At 66.9% G+C, this 16577-nt stretch carries 12 protein-coding genes; 4 read left to right on the top strand and 8 right to left on the bottom strand.

Annotation, left to right across the window (positions count from 1 at the left end; all coding sequences use genetic code 11):
- Nucleotides 1-52 precede the first annotated feature (52 nt).
- Nucleotides 53-823, top strand: a complete 771-nt coding sequence (locus tag PV734_RS17525; protein WP_010354077.1) for an SDR family NAD(P)-dependent oxidoreductase — start codon at nucleotides 53-55, stop codon at nucleotides 821-823.
- Here PV734_RS17525 and PV734_RS17520 read toward each other — a convergent pair.
- The 6 genes from PV734_RS17520 to PV734_RS17495 form a co-directional block, all read right to left on the bottom strand.
- Nucleotides 817-2430: a DUF5597 domain-containing protein gene (locus PV734_RS17520; protein WP_006379260.1), complete on the bottom strand. Its 1614-nt coding sequence runs from the start codon at nucleotides 2428-2430 to the stop codon at nucleotides 817-819. The two genes, PV734_RS17525 and PV734_RS17520, sit on opposite strands and share 7 nt — an antisense overlap.
- Before the next feature lie 200 nt (nucleotides 2431-2630).
- Nucleotides 2631-5048 carry a glycoside hydrolase family 3 N-terminal domain-containing protein gene (locus PV734_RS17515; RefSeq protein WP_223786224.1) on the bottom strand — a complete coding sequence of 806 codons (2418 nt, stop codon included), beginning with the start codon at nucleotides 5046-5048 and terminating at the stop codon, nucleotides 2631-2633.
- Between the two features lie 43 nt (nucleotides 5049-5091).
- Complete coding sequence (locus PV734_RS17510) at nucleotides 5092-6927, bottom strand: glycoside hydrolase family 3 protein (protein WP_006378679.1); 1836 nt, start codon at nucleotides 6925-6927, stop codon at nucleotides 5092-5094.
- A gap of 127 nt (nucleotides 6928-7054) precedes the next feature.
- Nucleotides 7055-7969 (bottom strand): carbohydrate ABC transporter permease, encoded by a 915-nt coding sequence (locus tag PV734_RS17505; protein ID WP_029183909.1) that lies wholly within the window; start codon nucleotides 7967-7969, stop codon nucleotides 7055-7057.
- Nucleotides 7966-8952 carry a carbohydrate ABC transporter permease gene (locus tag PV734_RS17500; RefSeq protein ID WP_006378862.1) on the bottom strand — a complete coding sequence of 329 codons (987 nt, stop codon included), beginning with the start codon at nucleotides 8950-8952 and terminating at the stop codon, nucleotides 7966-7968. Before PV734_RS17500 ends, PV734_RS17505 begins: the two co-directional genes overlap by 4 nt.
- Before the next feature lie 164 nt (nucleotides 8953-9116).
- Nucleotides 9117-10391, bottom strand: a complete 1275-nt coding sequence (locus PV734_RS17495) for an ABC transporter substrate-binding protein (protein ID WP_006378806.1) — start codon at nucleotides 10389-10391, stop codon at nucleotides 9117-9119.
- A 270-nt stretch (nucleotides 10392-10661) separates the two neighbouring features.
- Here PV734_RS17495 and PV734_RS17490 point away from each other — a divergent pair, with 270 nt between their 5' ends.
- Nucleotides 10662-11309: a TetR/AcrR family transcriptional regulator gene (locus PV734_RS17490; RefSeq protein WP_006379142.1), complete on the top strand. Its 648-nt coding sequence runs from the start codon at nucleotides 10662-10664 to the stop codon at nucleotides 11307-11309.
- A gap of 137 nt (nucleotides 11310-11446) precedes the next feature.
- On the opposite strand, the gene PV734_RS17485 is transcribed toward PV734_RS17490, so the two are convergent.
- Both PV734_RS17485 and PV734_RS17480 read right to left on the bottom strand, forming a co-directional pair.
- Nucleotides 11447-11860 (bottom strand): cutinase family protein, encoded by a 414-nt coding sequence (locus PV734_RS17485; protein WP_223786226.1) that lies wholly within the window; start codon nucleotides 11858-11860, stop codon nucleotides 11447-11449.
- The gene (locus PV734_RS17480) at nucleotides 11742-12758 is read right to left on the bottom strand and encodes a LacI family DNA-binding transcriptional regulator (RefSeq protein WP_231885170.1); all 1017 of its coding nucleotides are present in this window, start codon (nucleotides 12756-12758) and stop codon (nucleotides 11742-11744) included. The genes PV734_RS17485 and PV734_RS17480 overlap by 119 nt, the downstream gene beginning before the upstream one ends.
- A gap of 396 nt (nucleotides 12759-13154) precedes the next feature.
- Here PV734_RS17480 and PV734_RS17475 point away from each other — a divergent pair, with 396 nt between their 5' ends.
- Together PV734_RS17475 and PV734_RS17470 are read left to right on the top strand one after the other, a co-directional pair.
- Nucleotides 13155-14588, top strand: coding sequence for a GH1 family beta-glucosidase (locus tag PV734_RS17475; protein ID WP_010354074.1), 1434 nt, complete (start codon nucleotides 13155-13157; stop codon nucleotides 14586-14588).
- Between the two features lie 215 nt (nucleotides 14589-14803).
- A complete protein-coding gene (locus PV734_RS17470; RefSeq protein ID WP_231885299.1) occupies nucleotides 14804-16354 on the top strand; it encodes an endo-1,4-beta-xylanase in 1551 nt (516 codons plus the stop codon).
- The last annotated feature ends 223 nt before the right edge of the window (nucleotides 16355-16577 follow it).

The raw sequence follows: 16577 nt of genomic DNA, 5'->3' as shown, positions 1-16577 counted from the left end.
GGCGGCGATTCGCGGCCAGGGCAAGCGCACCGTCGAGACCTGGAGGAACCTCATGGAACGACTCAGCAGCAGACGCGTGTTCGTCACCGGAGCCGCTTCGGGCATCGGACGCTCGACGACGTTGAGGCTGCTCGAGGAAGGAGCGGCGGTCGTCGCGACGGACATCGAGGAAGAGGGGCTCAGCGGGACCGCCGGCCTGGCCGCGAAGGCCGGCACCGGCGAGCGGCTCGTCACCGCGGCGCTGGACGTGGCGGACGCGGACGCGGTCGTCGACGTCGTGGGTGAAACGATTGCCACCCTCGGCGGGCTCGACGCGCTCGTGAACATCGCCGGCATGCTGCGCGGAGCGCATACACACCAGTGCTCGCTCGAGCTGTGGAACCGCGTCCTTGCCGTGAACCTCACGGGCACGTTCCTGGTCACCCGGGCCGCGTTGCCCGCGCTGCTGGAGACGGGTAACGGCGTCGTGGTCAACTTCAGCTCCACGTCAGCCCAGTTCGCCCATCCGTTCCTGGCCGCGTACTCCGCCAGCAAGGGCGGGATCCTGTCCTTCACGCACAGCATCGCCCAGGAGTACGCCAAGCAGGGCTTGCGCGCGGTAAACATCTGCCCTGGCGGCATCGTCAGCGCCATGACCGAGAACTTCGCGTCACTGGTGCCGGAGGACACCGACTGGAGCCTCTTCGCGAAGCTCACTCCCGCAGTCCGGGAGCGCTACGGGTCGCCGGAGGTGGTGGCAGCAGTCGTGGCCACGCTCATCTCCGACGACGGCGCCTTCATCTCCGGCACGGAGATCCGTATTGACGGCGGCACCCATCAGTAGTCCGGGGCGGCGGTGCCCCTCGGCGCCCCGGGGAAGTACAGCGAGAACCTCACCACCCCTGACGGGATCCCGCTGGTCGCCATGAAACCGTGCATCGGGGCCGGGTGCTCCGCGATCCTGATGCCGGTGCCGGACAACGTCTCGTCACCATTGAGGCGCCTTCGCGGACGGAGCCGGCCCGTGCCTGCCACGAGTTCGTCCGCCTGCAAGATGGCCACCGGCCGGCCGTCCGGCGAGCGCGGGCAGACCGTGAAGTTGTCGCCGACGGCGATGAACACGTCGTCGTCGAACTGCAGCAGGAGCCCATAGCCGAACCGCTCGCCGTTGCCGTGTTCCGGATAGGCCCTGATCACGAACTCGTACTTGCCGAGGGCGAACGTCTCCTCCTTGGAGGCCGGGACCCGGAAGCCGCGCACGCGCCCTCGCGGCTGTGCGGCAAGGATGTCGTTCTCCAGCGCCGCGAGCTGCGCATAGATACGGCGCAGCTCCACCGTGCGGTCATCGTCGAGGGAGTCGAAGCCGAACGGCGAGACCCCGATGGCACCGTACTGTCCGATGGCGAGGAAGCTGTGCGAGACCCCGTGGCAGTCGGCGCGCATCTCGGGCACGAACAAGGTGGTGTTCGTGTCCGCGTAGCGCTTGAACGGGATGTCGAAGTCGCCGAAGTACACGTCTGGGGCGAGGAACGCGAGCGAGGGAGCGGCCAGCTTCCAGGCAGCGCTGACATGCGGTAGTGGCCCCCCACTGGGGAACACCCCCGGCGCGCTGCCGCCGGCGACGGCGATGTTCGCGGACTCCGATCCGTTCGGCACGCTCGAGTCCAGCCAGGCGTTGGCGAACAGCGGGATGTCGTAGCGGGCCAGGCCTGCGGCGGCGACGTGCTCGATGTAGCAGGCGTAGTGCCAGGCCATGAACAACTCGGCCTTCCGGTCGGAGTCGCCCGTCAGGAGGTCCCACGTCGGGGTGGACGGCTCGTCCGGGGCCTGGACGTACGGGGAGGCTCCGTTGCGCAGTGCTTCCGCAAGGGCTGCCGGAACGGGAGCCGCCCATGCGGCTGCCGCGTCCGCTCCGTAGGAGCGCGGTGCCCCGAGCAGCCCGACCTCGTTCTCGACCTGCACCATGATCACGGTCTTCTCGCGGCCGTCGACGCGTGCGAGGTGCTCCATGAAGGCCGCGAAAGCGGCCGCGTCGGCGTCGCGGTTGTTCGTGGAGAACGGGCTGAGGTTGTCCAGCGGATCGCCGGCCTCGTCGACCTGCAGCGGAAAACGGACCGGATCGAGCTTGACCCAGGCCGGCACGTAGCTCGACGAAGCGTTCTTCCAGCTGCCGAACCAGAGAAGCACCAGCTTGAGCTCGTGGTCGCGCGCACCGGAGAGCATGGCGTCGACCAAGTGAAAGTCGAACTCTCCCTCCGTCGGTTCCACAAGCTCCCAACTGACCGGTGCAAGAACGGTGTTGACCGCTGCGTCCGCACACCGCTTCCACACGGGTTCCAGGTAGTCGGCGTGGGACGAGGTGGAGTTGTGGACCTCGATGCCGCGGATCAGGTACGGCGTACCGCCGACGATCAGCTGGCCCGTGGCCTGGTCTATGCCGTGGTGTTGCAAGGGGCTCCCATCGATGTCTTCCGGTTGAGCGGTGTCTTCGGGCGAGGGCGGCGGACGGCGCCAGGTCGCTGCCGGCGCTCTCAGCCATCGCCGTCCCAGGGGTGCGGCGCGATGCCGGATAGTTGGCCAGGCGAAGGCCCGTGGGGAGCGGTGTCAGGTCCGCTCCCCACGGGCTGCTGGCGGGGCGGCGGTCTCGCGTGTCACGTTCCCGTCGTAGGAGCGGTCCGTGCAGAGTGGGTCAGGTACACCCTCCGTCGCGTGACGTCCACGGTGTCACCGACGACGTCCAGGCGACCGCGCAGGCGAAGGTCACTCGACGACGAGCCGACCGAGATCCACATCGGGCCCGGATCCACGACCCATCTGTCGTCCAGGGACAGGTAGGCCAGCAGCGGGAGTTCCAGAGCGAATCTCACCGTCGCCTGATCCCCTGGCTGCAGTTCGAGGCGATGGAACCCCGCGAGCTGGAGCGCCGGCCTCGACACGCCGGGCGCATCGTCCTCGACGTAGAGCTGCATGAGTTCTACGCCTGGGCGGTCGCCCGTGTTCGTGACGGTCGCGGTGACCTCGACGGTGCGGTCGGGTGCGATCGACGTGCTGCTCAGCTGGAGGTCGGAGTAGACGAATTCGGTATACGTCAGGCCGTGCCCGAACGGGTAGAGCGGTGCCGCGGACTCGTCCACGTATCCGCCGTGCGGATCGCCTTCCCGACGGCGGTATCCGCTGCCGAACCGCTGGCCCGCATGGAGGGGGACCTGACCGCTGGAGCGGGGGATCGTGTACGGCAGGCGGCCCTGCGGCTCGGCCGTGCCGCTGAGGATCTCCGCGACGGCAGGTGTGCCGAACTGCGAGCCGTAGTACCCGAGCAGGATGGCGTCGAGCTCGGGCTCGACGTCACCAAGGGCGAGAGGGCGGCCCGAGAAGATCACGCCGACGGTCGTCTTGCCGAGCGCGGCGATCTCGTGCACGAGCCGACGCTGTACATCCGGCAGCGTCACATCGGCGGTGTCCGCACCCTCACCCTCCGTCCGTTCACCGAAGAACCATCGCGCCACGCCGCCCAGTGCCAGGACCACGACATCCGCATCACGCGCGACGTCGACTGCCGCGCCGATCCCCTCGGCCCCGTCGGTGACTCCGCATCCAGTTGCGACGAGGATTTCGGAGTCGGGTAGCGCGGCTTGGAGGGCGTCCGCCAGGGAGACCGCTTCGTAGCGCGACCTCGCGAACTCGTCCTCGCTCATGGCGAGCAGGTCGCCGATCTCCTCGTGCACGTAGGCGTCGTCGGGGCCGAAGGAGTCGAGGTTTTCGACACCGACCATGGAACTCGTCTTGCCGTTCAGCAGTGCTCGGGTCAGCTCGATGAAGGAGGGGAAGGTGTACGGGGCGAAGGCCGTGCCCACAGCCTCGGCATGAGGTCCGACGACCGCGATGCGCGGGGCGCCGCTGAGTGGGAGCACCCCGTCGTCGTTCTTGAGGAGCGTGACGGACTCGCGCGCAAGACGCAGGGAGAGGTCGCGGCCCTCCTGCGCCACGGACATGATCTCCACCGGGTCGGTTTCCACGTAGGGGTTCTCGAACAGGCCCAGTTGGAACTTGTGCGTCAGTACGCGGAGGACCGACTCGTCGACGGTCGTTTCGGGAATCTCGCCGTCGCGGACGGCCTCGACGAGGTTGTCGCCGTAGCCGAACGGCTCGGGCATTTCCACGTCGATGCCGGCCCGCATGCCGAGCACGCCCGCTTCGCGTGCATCGCGCGCGGCGCGATGATGGGTCACGAGGTTCTCGATCGACAGCCAGTCCGACACGACGGTGCCGTTGAACCCGAGTTGGTCGCGCAACATCTTGCGGAACACCCGAGGGTCGGCGGCAGCGGGCACTCCGTCCCAGTCGGCGAGCGAGTTCATGATCGAGCCCAGTCCCGCGAGCTGGATGGCGGCGGCGAAGGGGCGCGCGTACACCTCCCGCAGCTCGCGCGCTCCCATCGGCACGGTCGCCATGTTGAGACCGGCCTCACTCATTGCGTAGCCGAGGAAGTGCTTGCCGGTGGCGATGACCCCGTCCAGCAGCGACTCGCCTTGAAGATTGCGTACGAAGGACACTCCCAGCGCGCTGACCAGGTATGGATCCTCGCCGTACGTCTCGTGAACTCGGCCCCATCGCGCGTCGCGGGCGATGTCGAGCAGCGGCGACAGGGCGTGGTGCAGGCCCACGGATCGCATCTGCCGACGGGTCAGTGCGGCCATCTCGCCCACCCCGGTGGTGTCCCAGGTGGCCGCGAGGGCGATCGCGGTGGGGAAGGATGTGAAGGTGGGGGCGTTCACACCGTTCAGCGCCTCGATGTGCATGATCGCGGGAATGCCCAGGCGGGTGTTCTCGACCAGGTGGCGCTGTACCGCGTTGTTGAGCCGGGCGAGTTCGGCCGCGTTCGCCGGAAAGCCCCCCATGTGCGGTTCGATGTAGCCGATGCCATTCGCCAGCTTGGCCGCGGCGACGTCCGGGCGGATGCCTTTGGCGTCGAAGAGCATTGTCGGGATCAGCGACGTCAGCTGCGCGACCTTTTCGTGCAGGGTCATGCGACCGAGCAACTCGATGGCGCGGGAACGTGCGTCGGTCATGACGTGATCCTTCTGTGCGAGTGCGGGTTCCACGAACGGGACATCAGATCTCCAGCCCCGATCCCAGGGGGAACAGCGGGTCGGCGGTGTCCGCCAGCGCGTCCGGCGCGGACTCTCGTACGGCCTGCATCGACCGCGGAAGCTCGACGGGAAGTTTGCCCTCCGGAGCGATGCGGCCGGTGAGGGCGGTGAGCAGAGCGTCATCCGAGACACCGAAGGTGACGGTCAGTCCGGCGAGCGCGTCGACGAGCGGCGTGAGGATGGCCGGGCGGTCCAAGGCGACATCCACGATCAGCGGGGCGTAGTGGGCGATCCTACGCAGTCGGTGTACGAGGCCGGGGGGCAGGTCAAGAGACCCCTGGTGGAAATACGACTCCAGGAACAGGTCGTCCCGCGGCTCGAACGGTGCGTCGATGCGCACGATGGCCAGTTCTGCCTCCTGCGGCGTCGTCACGGGGGTGAACTCCCGGCCGAGGACCTCCGGATCGATCCCCTCCGCGTACAAGCGCGCGCCCACGGCGAGCGGAAGCACTGGCCTTCCTTCGACCACGGAGTTCTTCAGGACGGTGACGGAACGGGACTGTGTCTCCAGGGCGACCCGCCGGGTCTCGGCGTTGCCCACAACGGCCACGGCGGCATCTTCGTCGATGAAAGGGTTGTCGAACAGACCGAGCCGGAACTTGATCAGCAGGACGCGGCGCGCCGACTCGTCGATCCTGCTCTCCGGGACGACGCCATCCCGTACGAGCTCAAGCAGGAGATCCGTGCACTGTTCACCGCCGAACTGGTCCGCGCCGGCATTGAGGATCTTGACCATGCGCTCGCGGGCGTCGAGCTCTTCAACCCCCCACGCGCGTGCGGGCAGGACCTGGTCCCCGACGTGGTTGTCGTTCACCAGCTCCCAGTCCGTGACGATCAGCCCGTCGAAGCCCAGCCGCTCGCGCAGCAGCCCGGTGAGGATCTGCTTGTTGTACCCGAACCCGACCTCCTCGATCGGTTCGCCGTCGATCTCAAGACCGACCGGCATGCCGTAGTAGGGCATGACCGCGGCGGTGCCGTGCTCGACGGCGGTGACGAACGGACGGAGGTGCTCCTCGAACGCACCACCCGGGTAGACCTGCTCGCGACCGTACGGGAAGTGCGCATCCTCGCCGTCCAGCTGCGCGCCGCCGCCGGGGAAGTGCTTGGTGACGCAGGCGATGCTCGTTGAGTCGAGCGCCGCGCCCTGGAAACCTTCGAGGTACGCGCGCGTGTAGGCGACCACGAGATCGGTGTCGGCGCCGAACGTCTGGAGTTGGCGTGCCCAGCGGGGTTCGCTGGCGAGGTCGACCTGAGGATGCAGTGCCATGCGGATGCCGACGGCGCGGTACTCCTCGCGCACCCGGCGCGCGAACTCGCGCACGGTGTCCGGGTCGCGCAGTGCCGCAAGGCCGAGGGCGTCGGGCCACTGCGAGAACGGACCTGCAGTGAAGGAAGCCCCGATGTTCTCCAGGAATCCGTGTCGAGGGTCGCTGGAAATCGTGACCGGGATGCCGTGCGGGGTCTTCTCTGCGAGCCGCTGGATCGCGTTGTGCCACCGTGCGGCTGCCCGAGGGTCTTCGATTCGGTGCGTGTTGAAGTGGCTGATCCCCCTGCCCAGGATCACCTCGCTGGTGGGTGACTTGCTGATCGCACCGGGCTCTTCGAGGACGGTGCCTCCCGGGCCCATCTCGATGACTGTGTGGAAGAGCAGACCGACTTTCTCTTCGAGCGAGAGCCGGGTCAACAGATCTTCCGTGCGTTCCTCGGCGCTGAGCCGCGGGTTCTCGTAGGGCTCCATGCGCCCGTTGCCGTTGAGATCGCGGAAGGTGGTACTGCCCGATGCAGTCGTCGCAGGCATGAGTGGTGGGAGTTCCTCTCGATTTCGTTCCCGGGGCCTGGGTGCAGGCCCCCTCGGGGCGGTCGGGGCCGTGCACCGTGTCAGTGCACCGGCACATGTCCCGGTCCGGCAGTGCGGTGCGGGCGGGTCACCCCTTGACGGCTCCCTGCATGACGCCTGCGACCAACTGCCTGCCGAGTACGGCGAACAGCACGAGAAGCGGCACCACGGACACGAGAACGCCGGTCATGATGAGGGGGATGTCCTTGAAGAACCCGGCCTGCAGCAGTTGCAGCGCGACGGGGAGTGTCGGATTGGTCGTGCCGAGCACGATCGACGGCCAGAAGTACTGGGTCCACGCCCCGATGAAGGTGAACAGGCCCAGCATGGCGGCCGCGGGCCTGGCGGCCGGCAGCACGATGGAGCGGAAGATCCGGAACGTTGATGCCCCGTCGATGCGGGCTGCCTCGATGAGCTCATAGGGCAGCGCCGACTGGAGGTACTGCGTCATCCAGAACACGCCGAAGGCGGAGGCGATACCGGGGATGATGACCGCCCAGAGGCTTCCCGTCAGGCCCATCTCGCGCATGACGATGAACAACGGCACGACCCCGAGCTGAGTGGGTACCGCCATGGTGCCCACCACGAATGTGAGGAGGCCGGCACGTCCCTTGAACCGGAGCTTCGAGAAGGCGAAGCCGGCCAACGTGGACACCAACACGACGGCGAGGGCCGTTGTCACCGAGACGAAGACCGAGTTCCAGACCGCGCGCGGCAGGTCGATGTCCGACTCGAAGACCCGCGTGAGATTGTCGGCCAGCTGCCCGCCCGGGATCGGCGAGGGGATCGGGTTCTGCGCGACCTCTGCCGACGTCGAGGACGCGAGCAGGAGCGCGTAGTAGAGCGGGAAGATCGAAATGAGCGCGACCAGAGTGAGGATGACGTAGGTCGTCTTTCCCGGTCGGCGCACAGCGCCGTCGTTCCGTCCACGCCGACGGCGCGCCGCACGGGCGGCTCCACGACCGGACGTCTGCTCGATGTACGGGATGGAAGGAGGGGTCACGTGCTGCTCCCGGGCGTGGCACCGGACGGTGCGGAGGAGTCGGGCGTACGAGCTGCTGCGCTCGGTGCGCTGCGTCGGGCGGCACGGCGCGTCTGCCGGGAGCCGGCCGTGGCGTCGTCTCCGGAAGCGATGCGGCGCGACAGCCAGTTGCTGACCAGAGCGAATGCGATGATCAGCAGGAAGAGCAGCCACGCGACGGCCGCTGCACGGCCCAGTCGCTGCTGGTTCCAGCCGAGTTCGTACAGGTACAGAGTGATCGTCTTCCACTGCCCTGAACTGCCGCCGAGCCCTTGCGTGTCGTACAGACGCGGCTCGTCAAAGATCTGCAGCCCGCCGATCGTGGACGTGATCACGACGAAGATGAGCGTCGGACGCACGGACGGCACCGTGACGGAGAAGAACTGTCGAATCCGCCCCGCGCCGTCGAGGATCGCCGCCTCGTACAGGTCACGGGAGATCGCCTGCATCGCCGCAAGCAGCACGAGGGTGTTGAAGCCGGTCCACCGGAAGTTGACCATGTTTGCGATGACGATGTGCGCCGGAAGGCTGTCCCGGTGCCATCCGATCGGATCCATGCCCAGCTGCTCGAGAAGCGCGTTCACCAGACCGGACTGGTCCGCGAACATGCGCGAGAAGATCAGCGTCACGGCGACCGGAGCGATCACGTACGGCAGCAGTACCCCCATCCGCCAGAAGGTGCGCGCACGAATGTTCGCGTGCAGGAGGCTGGCAAGTACGAGGGCGATCAGAATCTGGGGGACCGTCGAGAGCAGGAAGATGCTGACGGTGTTGCCCATCGCATCCCAGAAGACCGGCTGGTCGAGGATAAAGGTGAAGTTGTCGAGCCCGACGAATTCGCTCTGCCCACCGATGAGGTCCCAGTCGTGCAGCGAGACGTAGGCGGTGTACAGCAGCGGGAACAGGCCGACGATCCCGAACAGGATGAAGAACGGGGAGATATAGGCGTACGGCGACGCCTTCATGTCCCAGCGGCCCAGACGCTGATGCCAGGGCGAGGGCGTGTGTGGAGGTGAGGCATCACCACGGGGTGACGCGCTCCCTGCCGGACGGACCATGCGCTCTTCCTCCGATGGTGAATCGGGGGCGCCGTCCGCGGAGGGCGCCCCCGAGCGCGCGGACGAACCGATCACTTCAGCGAGTCCAGTCCCTCGACGAACATGTCCCATGACTCCTTGGCGGAGTGGGTCTTGTCGACCGAGACACGGTTGACCGCGTCGTTGAATGCCGCTGTGATCGCGAAGTAGTTGTCACCCTTGTACGGGACCACGCTGATGTTCGACGCGCGCTCGGCGAGGACCTTTCCTACGGGCGCATCGTTGAAGAAGGGTTCGGTCACCTTCTGCATCTCAGGGCTCTTCTGGGCCTCGACCTGGCTGGGGAAGTTGCCCGACGCCTTGAACGCCTTCATCTGCTGCTCCGGGGCGGTGAGCCACTCCGCCAGCGCCTGCGCCTCCTCGGGGTGCTTGGACTGCTTCGGCACGCTGAGGTACGAACCGCCGCTGTTGACACCGCCGTTGGGGAAGACGTCGGCGATATCCCAGCCCTTGACCCCGGCCGAATTGCCCTTGATGACGCCGAGCATCCACGAAGGCGCGAGCATCACCGCGAACTTGTCCTTCTGGAATGCGCTGACCCAGTCCTCACTGAACCGCGCGAGGTCTGCGGACAGGCCCTCATGCGACATCACGGTGTCGTAGATGTTCCGGAGGTCCTTGTTCTCGCCGGCGATGATCTCGCCGTTCTTGGGGTCCTCCCAGAGCACCTCGTACTGGTCGGTCCAGCCGGTCGCCACCGAGGCCGACGCATCGTAGAACGCCGGACCTGTCTTGGCGGCCTTGAACTTCTCGCCGACGGCGAAGAAGTCGTCCCATGTCGCGTTGTCGCCACCGAAGAGCTTGGCGACCTCCTCGCGGTCGTTCGGCAGACCGGCCTCCTTGAACAGGTCGGCGCGGTAGGCGATCGTCTGCGGTCCCAGGTCCGTCGCGTATCCGAGCAGCTTGCCGTCGTCCGTGGTGGCGATCTTCGTTGTCCAGTCCAGCCAGCGGCCCTCGACCTTCGGTGAGGAGAGATCCACGAAGTTGTCCGGGTACTTGAGGATCTGCGGCATCCAGCTGTTGTCGACACCGATGACATCGGCGAGACCCGAGCCCGCGCCGAGCGCGGTCTGGAACTGCTCCTTGGCCTCATCACTCGTGGCGAAGCGGTTGTGCTTGATCGTGATGTCGGGGTGGAGCTTCTGGTACTCCTTCAGCAGGCCGCTGTAACCCCACTCGCTGAACGTCGAGACGTTGAGGGTGATCTTGCCGCCGGCATCGCCCTCGTCGCTGGATCCGCACCCGGCGGTGACGGCGGTCAATGCGACCGCTGCAAGCACAGCGAGGGACCTTCGAATGGATCGCATCTGTACTCCTTATTTCCAGGCGGTGTGCCGCGATGTTGCGGCGGCAAGGAGCCGCCCCCCCCCCGGCCGCACCACGCTCCTGAGACGTGCGCGAACCCCGTCACCCGAACGTCGTGTATGCCGCTGCGTCCCCGGCTGAGATGTCGTCTCGGAGTGGCGGTGGCCGTCAGTATCACGTAACACAGTTCACCTGACAAGTTTTCGTGGAGTTTTCATCGTCACGCCCACACCCAGGTCAAACGGGCCGCCGCGTCGCTGTATGTTGAAGGCATGGCGGAAAGCACCGGGCCTCGGGGGCCCTATCGCAAGGGGCTCCAGCGCCGCCGGGAGATCGTCGCCGCTGCAGCCGAGCTCTTTGCTGAATCCGGATACGCACACTCGTCGATGCGTGAGCTCGCCAGGCGGATGCGCCTGACACAGACAGGGCTTCTCCACCACTTCGCCGACAAGGAAGAACTCCTGGTCGAAGTGCTCAACTTGCGCGATTCGTCCGTTGCCGACTACCTGTCGGAGCAGCACGCCACCGATGTCGCTACGCGGTCCCGCGAGGTCGCGCGTCACTCCGCGGAGCACGAGGGACTGACGTCCCTGTACATCATCCTCTCGGCCGAGGCGATTGATCGCGATCATCCGGCGCACCCGTACTTCGTCGAGCACTACCAGGCAGCCCAGACACTCACGCTCGACCCCGGCCCTGAGGCGCCCGAAGGTGCCCCGATGGGGATCAGCCCGGAGATGATCGCCACGCTGGGGACCGCCCTGCAGGACGGGCTCCAGATCCAGCGGCGATACCGGGACGACCTGGATGTCGTCGAGGCCATCGACGCCTTCTGGCGGCTCGTGGCTGCTGCTCGGGCGCACTGGGTGCAGCAGGCGGCTTCGGACGACTCCAACCGCCGCGACGACGACTCCGACTGAGCGTCGTTCACGGTCCGCCGGGTTGATGAAGACCTCCGGCTCCGCTCGCGCGCGAAGCCGGAGGCGCAAGCGGCCGTCAGGCGGCGGTCTCAGCGGTGCTCATGACTCGCATCCGTTGTCGGACTGTGGATGTTGCGTCACATGCGTGCCGCAATGAACTCCGCGGCGGAGTCGTTGTGTTGCGGTTGGGAGTAGGCGCCGTGGGCGGCGGAGTCCGTCCCGCCGCCACAGATCGGGTCGCCGGTCGCGCAGTCGTCGAGCGTGCGTGCCTGGTAGGTGCCGGTCACCTGACGGTAGGTCGGGAACCCGCGGATGGGGTTGCCGAAGAGCACAACTGCCTTGACCTTCGGCTCTGTGGCGCCGGGTATGACGGCCACGGTGGCCGCACCCGTGAGGGCTCCTTGGCTGCAGACTCCGACATTGGAGAACCGGTCAGGCGGACGCTCGGGCCACGATGTCCGGTGTCCACACCGGAGGTTCGTCCGAGCTGGGGGGCGCGACTCCGCCGGCGTCGAGCCGCTGCAGAACCCACCCGGCCAGCATGGCCCCAAAGGGCTTGTTGGAGCCGCGGATCGTAGTCAGCGGTGGGCAGGCGTACCGGGCGGCCGCGATGTCGTCCGCGCCGATCACGGCCGGCTCGGAGGGAACTTCCACGCCCAGAACCCACGCGGCGTTCAAGATCGCCAGGGCGACGTCGTCGTTGAACGCGGCGATCGCGGTGACGGGCGCTTGTGCCGGCCAACTGCGCAGTATCGGCGTGAAGTCCCCGTCGTCGGGCATGCGACGCGAGGGCACCATAGGCAGGCCGAGCCGGCGCGCTGTTTCGTCGGCGCCCGCGTGGCGCCGGTCGGACATCGGTCCGAGCCGGGGATCGGCGGGGTGGACGTAGCCGATGCGGACGGTGCCGCGCCAGGCCAAGTGGGTCGCCTGGGCCGCGCCGACGACGCGGCCCGCGTCGTCACGGGGAGGCGGCGGGTCGTCGGGTCCTGGCAGTACCACCCGGGCGCCGCGTGCCTGAAATGCGACGACTTGCCTTGCGTCGAAGGGGGTCAGTCCCGGTACCGCGACCGGGGCGGCCAGCGATAGAGCCGGCTGGCGGCCCGGGCTGGCCGTATGGGTCACCAGCATCAATCCTTGCGAGGCCAATCCCCGATCGAGCTCGGCGACGATCGAGCTGGGCGGAAAGTCCGGCAGGCGCAGCAGCACAGTGCTGCCGCGTCCTCGCGACAGTGCCTGCGTGGGCCCGTTCGGGGTGTAACCCAACCGCTCGGCAGCCGCCAGAACCTTCTGTCGCGTCGCTTCCGGGATGGTCTGTTTCGGCACGTAGTTGAGTACGAAGCTCACCGTTGACCGCGACACGCCTGACTCCCGCGCGACATCCGCGCTCGTCACCCGCGACGCACCACCGAGACCCTCCAAGCGCCGGCTGCCGGAGCCGTCCAGCCGCAACCCGACGGCCACCTTACGCCCGACCTGGGGCGCTCTGCCTGACGGCACCAGCCCAGGGACCGCACCGACACCGGCCATGGTCGGTCAGGACCTGTGGCGTTCAGGCAGCCCTGCGCTGGTCAGCGTTGGCAAGCGCCTCGTCGGCTGCCGTCGTTGCCGTACGCACCCGCAACTGCCGTGACGGCGAAACGGCTTGGTCCGAAGTGCGCCGATTGGTCGATCCCTGCAGAAGCACGCCCATCGTGAGTCGATCGCCGTCTTCCCCTCAGGTCAACGTGGATGTTCGGCAGCGGAAGTCATCGCGAATGTGAAGTCGCAGTTCGCCTTGACGCAACCCTGTGCCGATAACAGTTCAGGTGATAGGTTTTGGCGCCACGTCACCAGAGAGGCTGATCCATGTATCGCGACTCCATCGACCGCGGGCACTTGGCGTTCCCGCCCGACTTCATCCTCGGCGCCGCGACCGCCGCGTACCAGATCGAGGGTGGCGCGAGGGAGGGCGGTCGAGGCTCGTCCATCTGGGACACGTTCAGCCACGCCCCGGGGAAGACTGCTGAGGGGGCGACCGGGGACGTCGCCGCGGACCACTATCACCGCGTCGAGGTCGATCTCGACCTGATGGCCTCGCTCCACCTCGACGCCTACCGGTTCTCCATCTCCTGGCCGCGCGTGATGCCCACGGGCGAGGGCGAAGCGAATCCGGAGGGTCTGGAGTTCTACTCGCGCCTCGTCGACGGACTGCTCGCACGCGGCATCAAGCCGATCGTGACGCTCAACCACTGGGACCTCCCGCAGGCATTGGAGGATCGCTACGGCGGCTGGCGAGGGCGGGAAACCGCATTCGCCTTCGAGAAGTACGCGGAGATCGTGGGGGCGGCCCTCGGGGACCGGGTCGCCGTCTGGTCAACCCACAACGAGCCGTGGAACAACTCCTTCGCCGGGTACGGCAATGGCGTGTTCGCGCCTGGCGGTAAGAGCCATGCAGATGCGCTCAAGGCTGCGCACCACCTCAACCTTTCCCACGGACTCGCGGTGGCAGCACTGCGGCGCACCGTGACCAATGCCGAAGCACAGATTTCCGTGGTGCTCAACATCTTCCGCATCGAAGCCGAGACCCCCGAGGACGCCGAAGCCGCGCGTCGGTTCGACGCTGTGGCCAACCGCGTGTTCACAGGGCCCATGCTCCGCGGGAACTATCCGGCCGATCTGCTGCAAGACACCCGGGCTTTCACCGACTGGAGCTTCGTTCTGCCGGGCGACTTGGAGATCTGCCACCAGCCCATCGACCTGCTCGGCGTCAACTACTACGAGGTCATGCACGTACGTCTGAATCAGGACTTCGACCCCAGCGCCGAAAGCTCCGGCGGCACGCCCTTCCCGGGCTCGGAGCGCATCGAGTTCGTCCGCCGCGACGAGCTGGCGCGAACGGTGATGGACTGGGGGATCGAACCACGAGGCCTCGAGGATCATCTGGTCGCCCTTTCCAAGGAGTTCCCCGAACTGCCGATCATGGTGATGGAGAACGGCGCGGCCTTCGAGGACGTGGTCGACGACTCGGGTGGCCGGCGCGTGGTCGTCGACCGCGACCGAACACAGTTCCTCATCGATCACGTCACGGCGGCTCATCGTGCTCGCGAGAGGGGCGCCCGCGTTGTCGGGTACCTCGTGTGGTCGCTGCTCGACAACTTCGAATGGGTCATGGGATACGGCCCGCGGTTCGGCATCATCCGGGTCGACTACGACACCCACGAGCGCATTCCGAAACTGAGCGCGCACTGGTTCGCGGAATTGTGTGCCACGAAGGTCGTCCCGGCCCTCGCCGGCCGCTGAGCGACCACCCTCAATTTCCGCATTCTGCACACCCGCAGAGGCGGTCTCGGGCCGAGCCGCGTTCGTGGGCCGCCGGGAGACAGCGTACGGTCCACGTCGTCCGGATACCGCAGCGTGCCCTCGGACCATCCTTCAACAGGAAAGCGAGACACCATTCAATGAGAATGCACCGCATCGGCGCGGCGCTCGCAACTGTCACCATAGGGCTCTTGACCGTGGCCCTCCCCACCACCGGCGCCTCAGCTGATTCAGACGCGACCCTCCGCGAACTGGCAGCGAAGGAGGGAATCCTCATCGGCTCGGGGGCGACCAACCCCACCTATCTCGACGAACCGAAGTTCGGCGAGGTGCTGGCGGAACAGTTCAACAGCTTGTCTCCCGAGAACGAGCTGAAGTGGAAATTCGTCCAGCCCACGGAGGGCGACTTCGAGTTCGGGGGCCTCGACCGGCTCGTCGACTTCGTTGAAGACAACGACATGGTAGTCAAGGGACACGGGCTCATCTCCCAGTGCTGCAACCCGGAATACGTGACCGACGTCACCGACCCGGACGAGTTGCGCGCGGTCATGAAGACTCACTTCAACACGATCATGGACCGCTACGCCGGAAAGATGGACCGGTGGGACGTGATGACCGAGCCGTTCTCCACCTTCGGCGGCACCGGCCTCGCGCCGAACCACTTCTACGAGGTGCTCGGCGAGGACTACATCGCGGAAGCGTTCCGGATCGCGCACGCCGCTGACCCCGAGGCGAAGCTGTTCATCAACGAGGCGTTGGTGGAGTTCTACCCGGCGAAGCGCCAGGAGCTCTACGACCTAGTGGCCGGCATGGTCGCCGACGGTGTGCCCATCGACGGGGTGGGCTTCGAGATGCACGAGACACAGGCGGGTCCCGAGCCCGGAGTCATCACAGAGATGACGAAGTCCTACCAGAAGCTCGGACTCGAAGTCGCGATCACCGAACTCGACGTGCACACCTACGACGTGGATCAGCAGACGCAGATCTACGGGGACGTCATGGCCGAGGCGCTGGCGGCCGGAATCCGGGACATCAGCTTCTGGGGCTTCACCGACAAGCACGCCTACACGTGGCTGCCGGGCGCGAAGCCCCTCATGTTCGACGAGGAGTACAACCCCAAGCCCGCGTACTACGCCACGCGCGACGCTCTGCGGAACTTCGTCTCCGCTTCCTCGGCTGCTGGCGCCGGCACCCTGTCGAACACCAGCGGGTGGACCCACGGCCTCCATGACGGCAACTACAGCGTGAAGATGAACCTTTGGCACGGCACGCCAGGCAGCTTCTTCCGTCTTTACGAGAACGACAAGCTCGTCGCCGCGCGGGTGCCCACGACAGTCAGCGGCACCTCGCAGTCAGTCGTGACCGAATTCAAGGACAGGCCCAACGGCACCTACGCGTACCGGGCCGAACTGATCAACTCGAAGGGCACCACGTCCACGAACACCACGACTGTCACGGTCACGGATGCCGCCCCGGGCAAGCCCGTGGTCAGCCACGACAACTGGGACAAGGACGGCACCTTCACCGCCACCGCGAACCTGTGGTGGGGCACCAACGCCACCTCGTACACCTTCTACCTCGACGGGGCAGTCGTCGGTGAGGGCCAGCTGGCCGCCGATTCGCCGAACGCACAGTCGCCTCAGGTAGCTCTGTCCGGGGTTCCGAAGGGCAAGCACAGCCTGAAGGTCGTCCTTACCAACGCGAGGGGATCGACCGAATCGGATCCCGTGGACGTGACGGTCGCCTGACGTCAAGTAGTTTCTCGTCTACGGTCAAACGGGGGATAGACGCCCGGCGCGCTCACGACAGGGTGCGCCGGGCGTCTGCGTCGCGTGCTGTCCAACTCCTCCGCCGGGTGAGAGGACGAAGGGCCACCGGCAGGCTGGAGACACGGGCACCCAATGCGTTGACGGAGGGTTTGCACTCGCCCCGGCTGCGACTTGCGCACGAAGTGCTGCGTTGGTCGTTGCC

It is taken from the genome of Streptomyces sp. AK08-02, assembly GCF_033795085.1.
GTDB classification, from domain to species: domain Bacteria; phylum Actinomycetota; class Actinomycetes; order Streptomycetales; family Streptomycetaceae; genus Streptomyces; species Streptomyces echiniscabiei.
Note: the sequence above shows the minus strand (reverse complement) of the source record. Positions and strands in the feature narration are given on the sequence as shown.

Bases quoted from the DNA above. Each gene is read 5' to 3' on its own strand.
- PV734_RS17525 (WP_010354077.1), top strand. From the start codon at position 53: ATGGAACGACTCAGCAGCAGACGCGTGTTCGTCACCGGAGCCGCTTCG.
- PV734_RS17515 (WP_223786224.1), bottom strand. From the start codon at position 5,048: ATGACCGACGCACGTTCCCGCGCCATCGAGTTGCTCGGTCGCATGACC.
- PV734_RS17510 (WP_006378679.1), bottom strand. From the start codon at position 6,927: ATGCCTGCGACGACTGCATCGGGCAGTACCACCTTCCGCGATCTCAAC.
- PV734_RS17500 (WP_006378862.1), bottom strand. From the start codon at position 8,952: ATGAAGGCGTCGCCGTACGCCTATATCTCCCCGTTCTTCATCCTGTTC.
- PV734_RS17495 (WP_006378806.1), bottom strand. From the start codon at position 10,391: ATGCGATCCATTCGAAGGTCCCTCGCTGTGCTTGCAGCGGTCGCATTG.
- PV734_RS17490 (WP_006379142.1), top strand. From the start codon at position 10,662: ATGGCGGAAAGCACCGGGCCTCGGGGGCCCTATCGCAAGGGGCTCCAG.
- PV734_RS17475 (WP_010354074.1), top strand. From the start codon at position 13,155: ATGTATCGCGACTCCATCGACCGCGGGCACTTGGCGTTCCCGCCCGAC.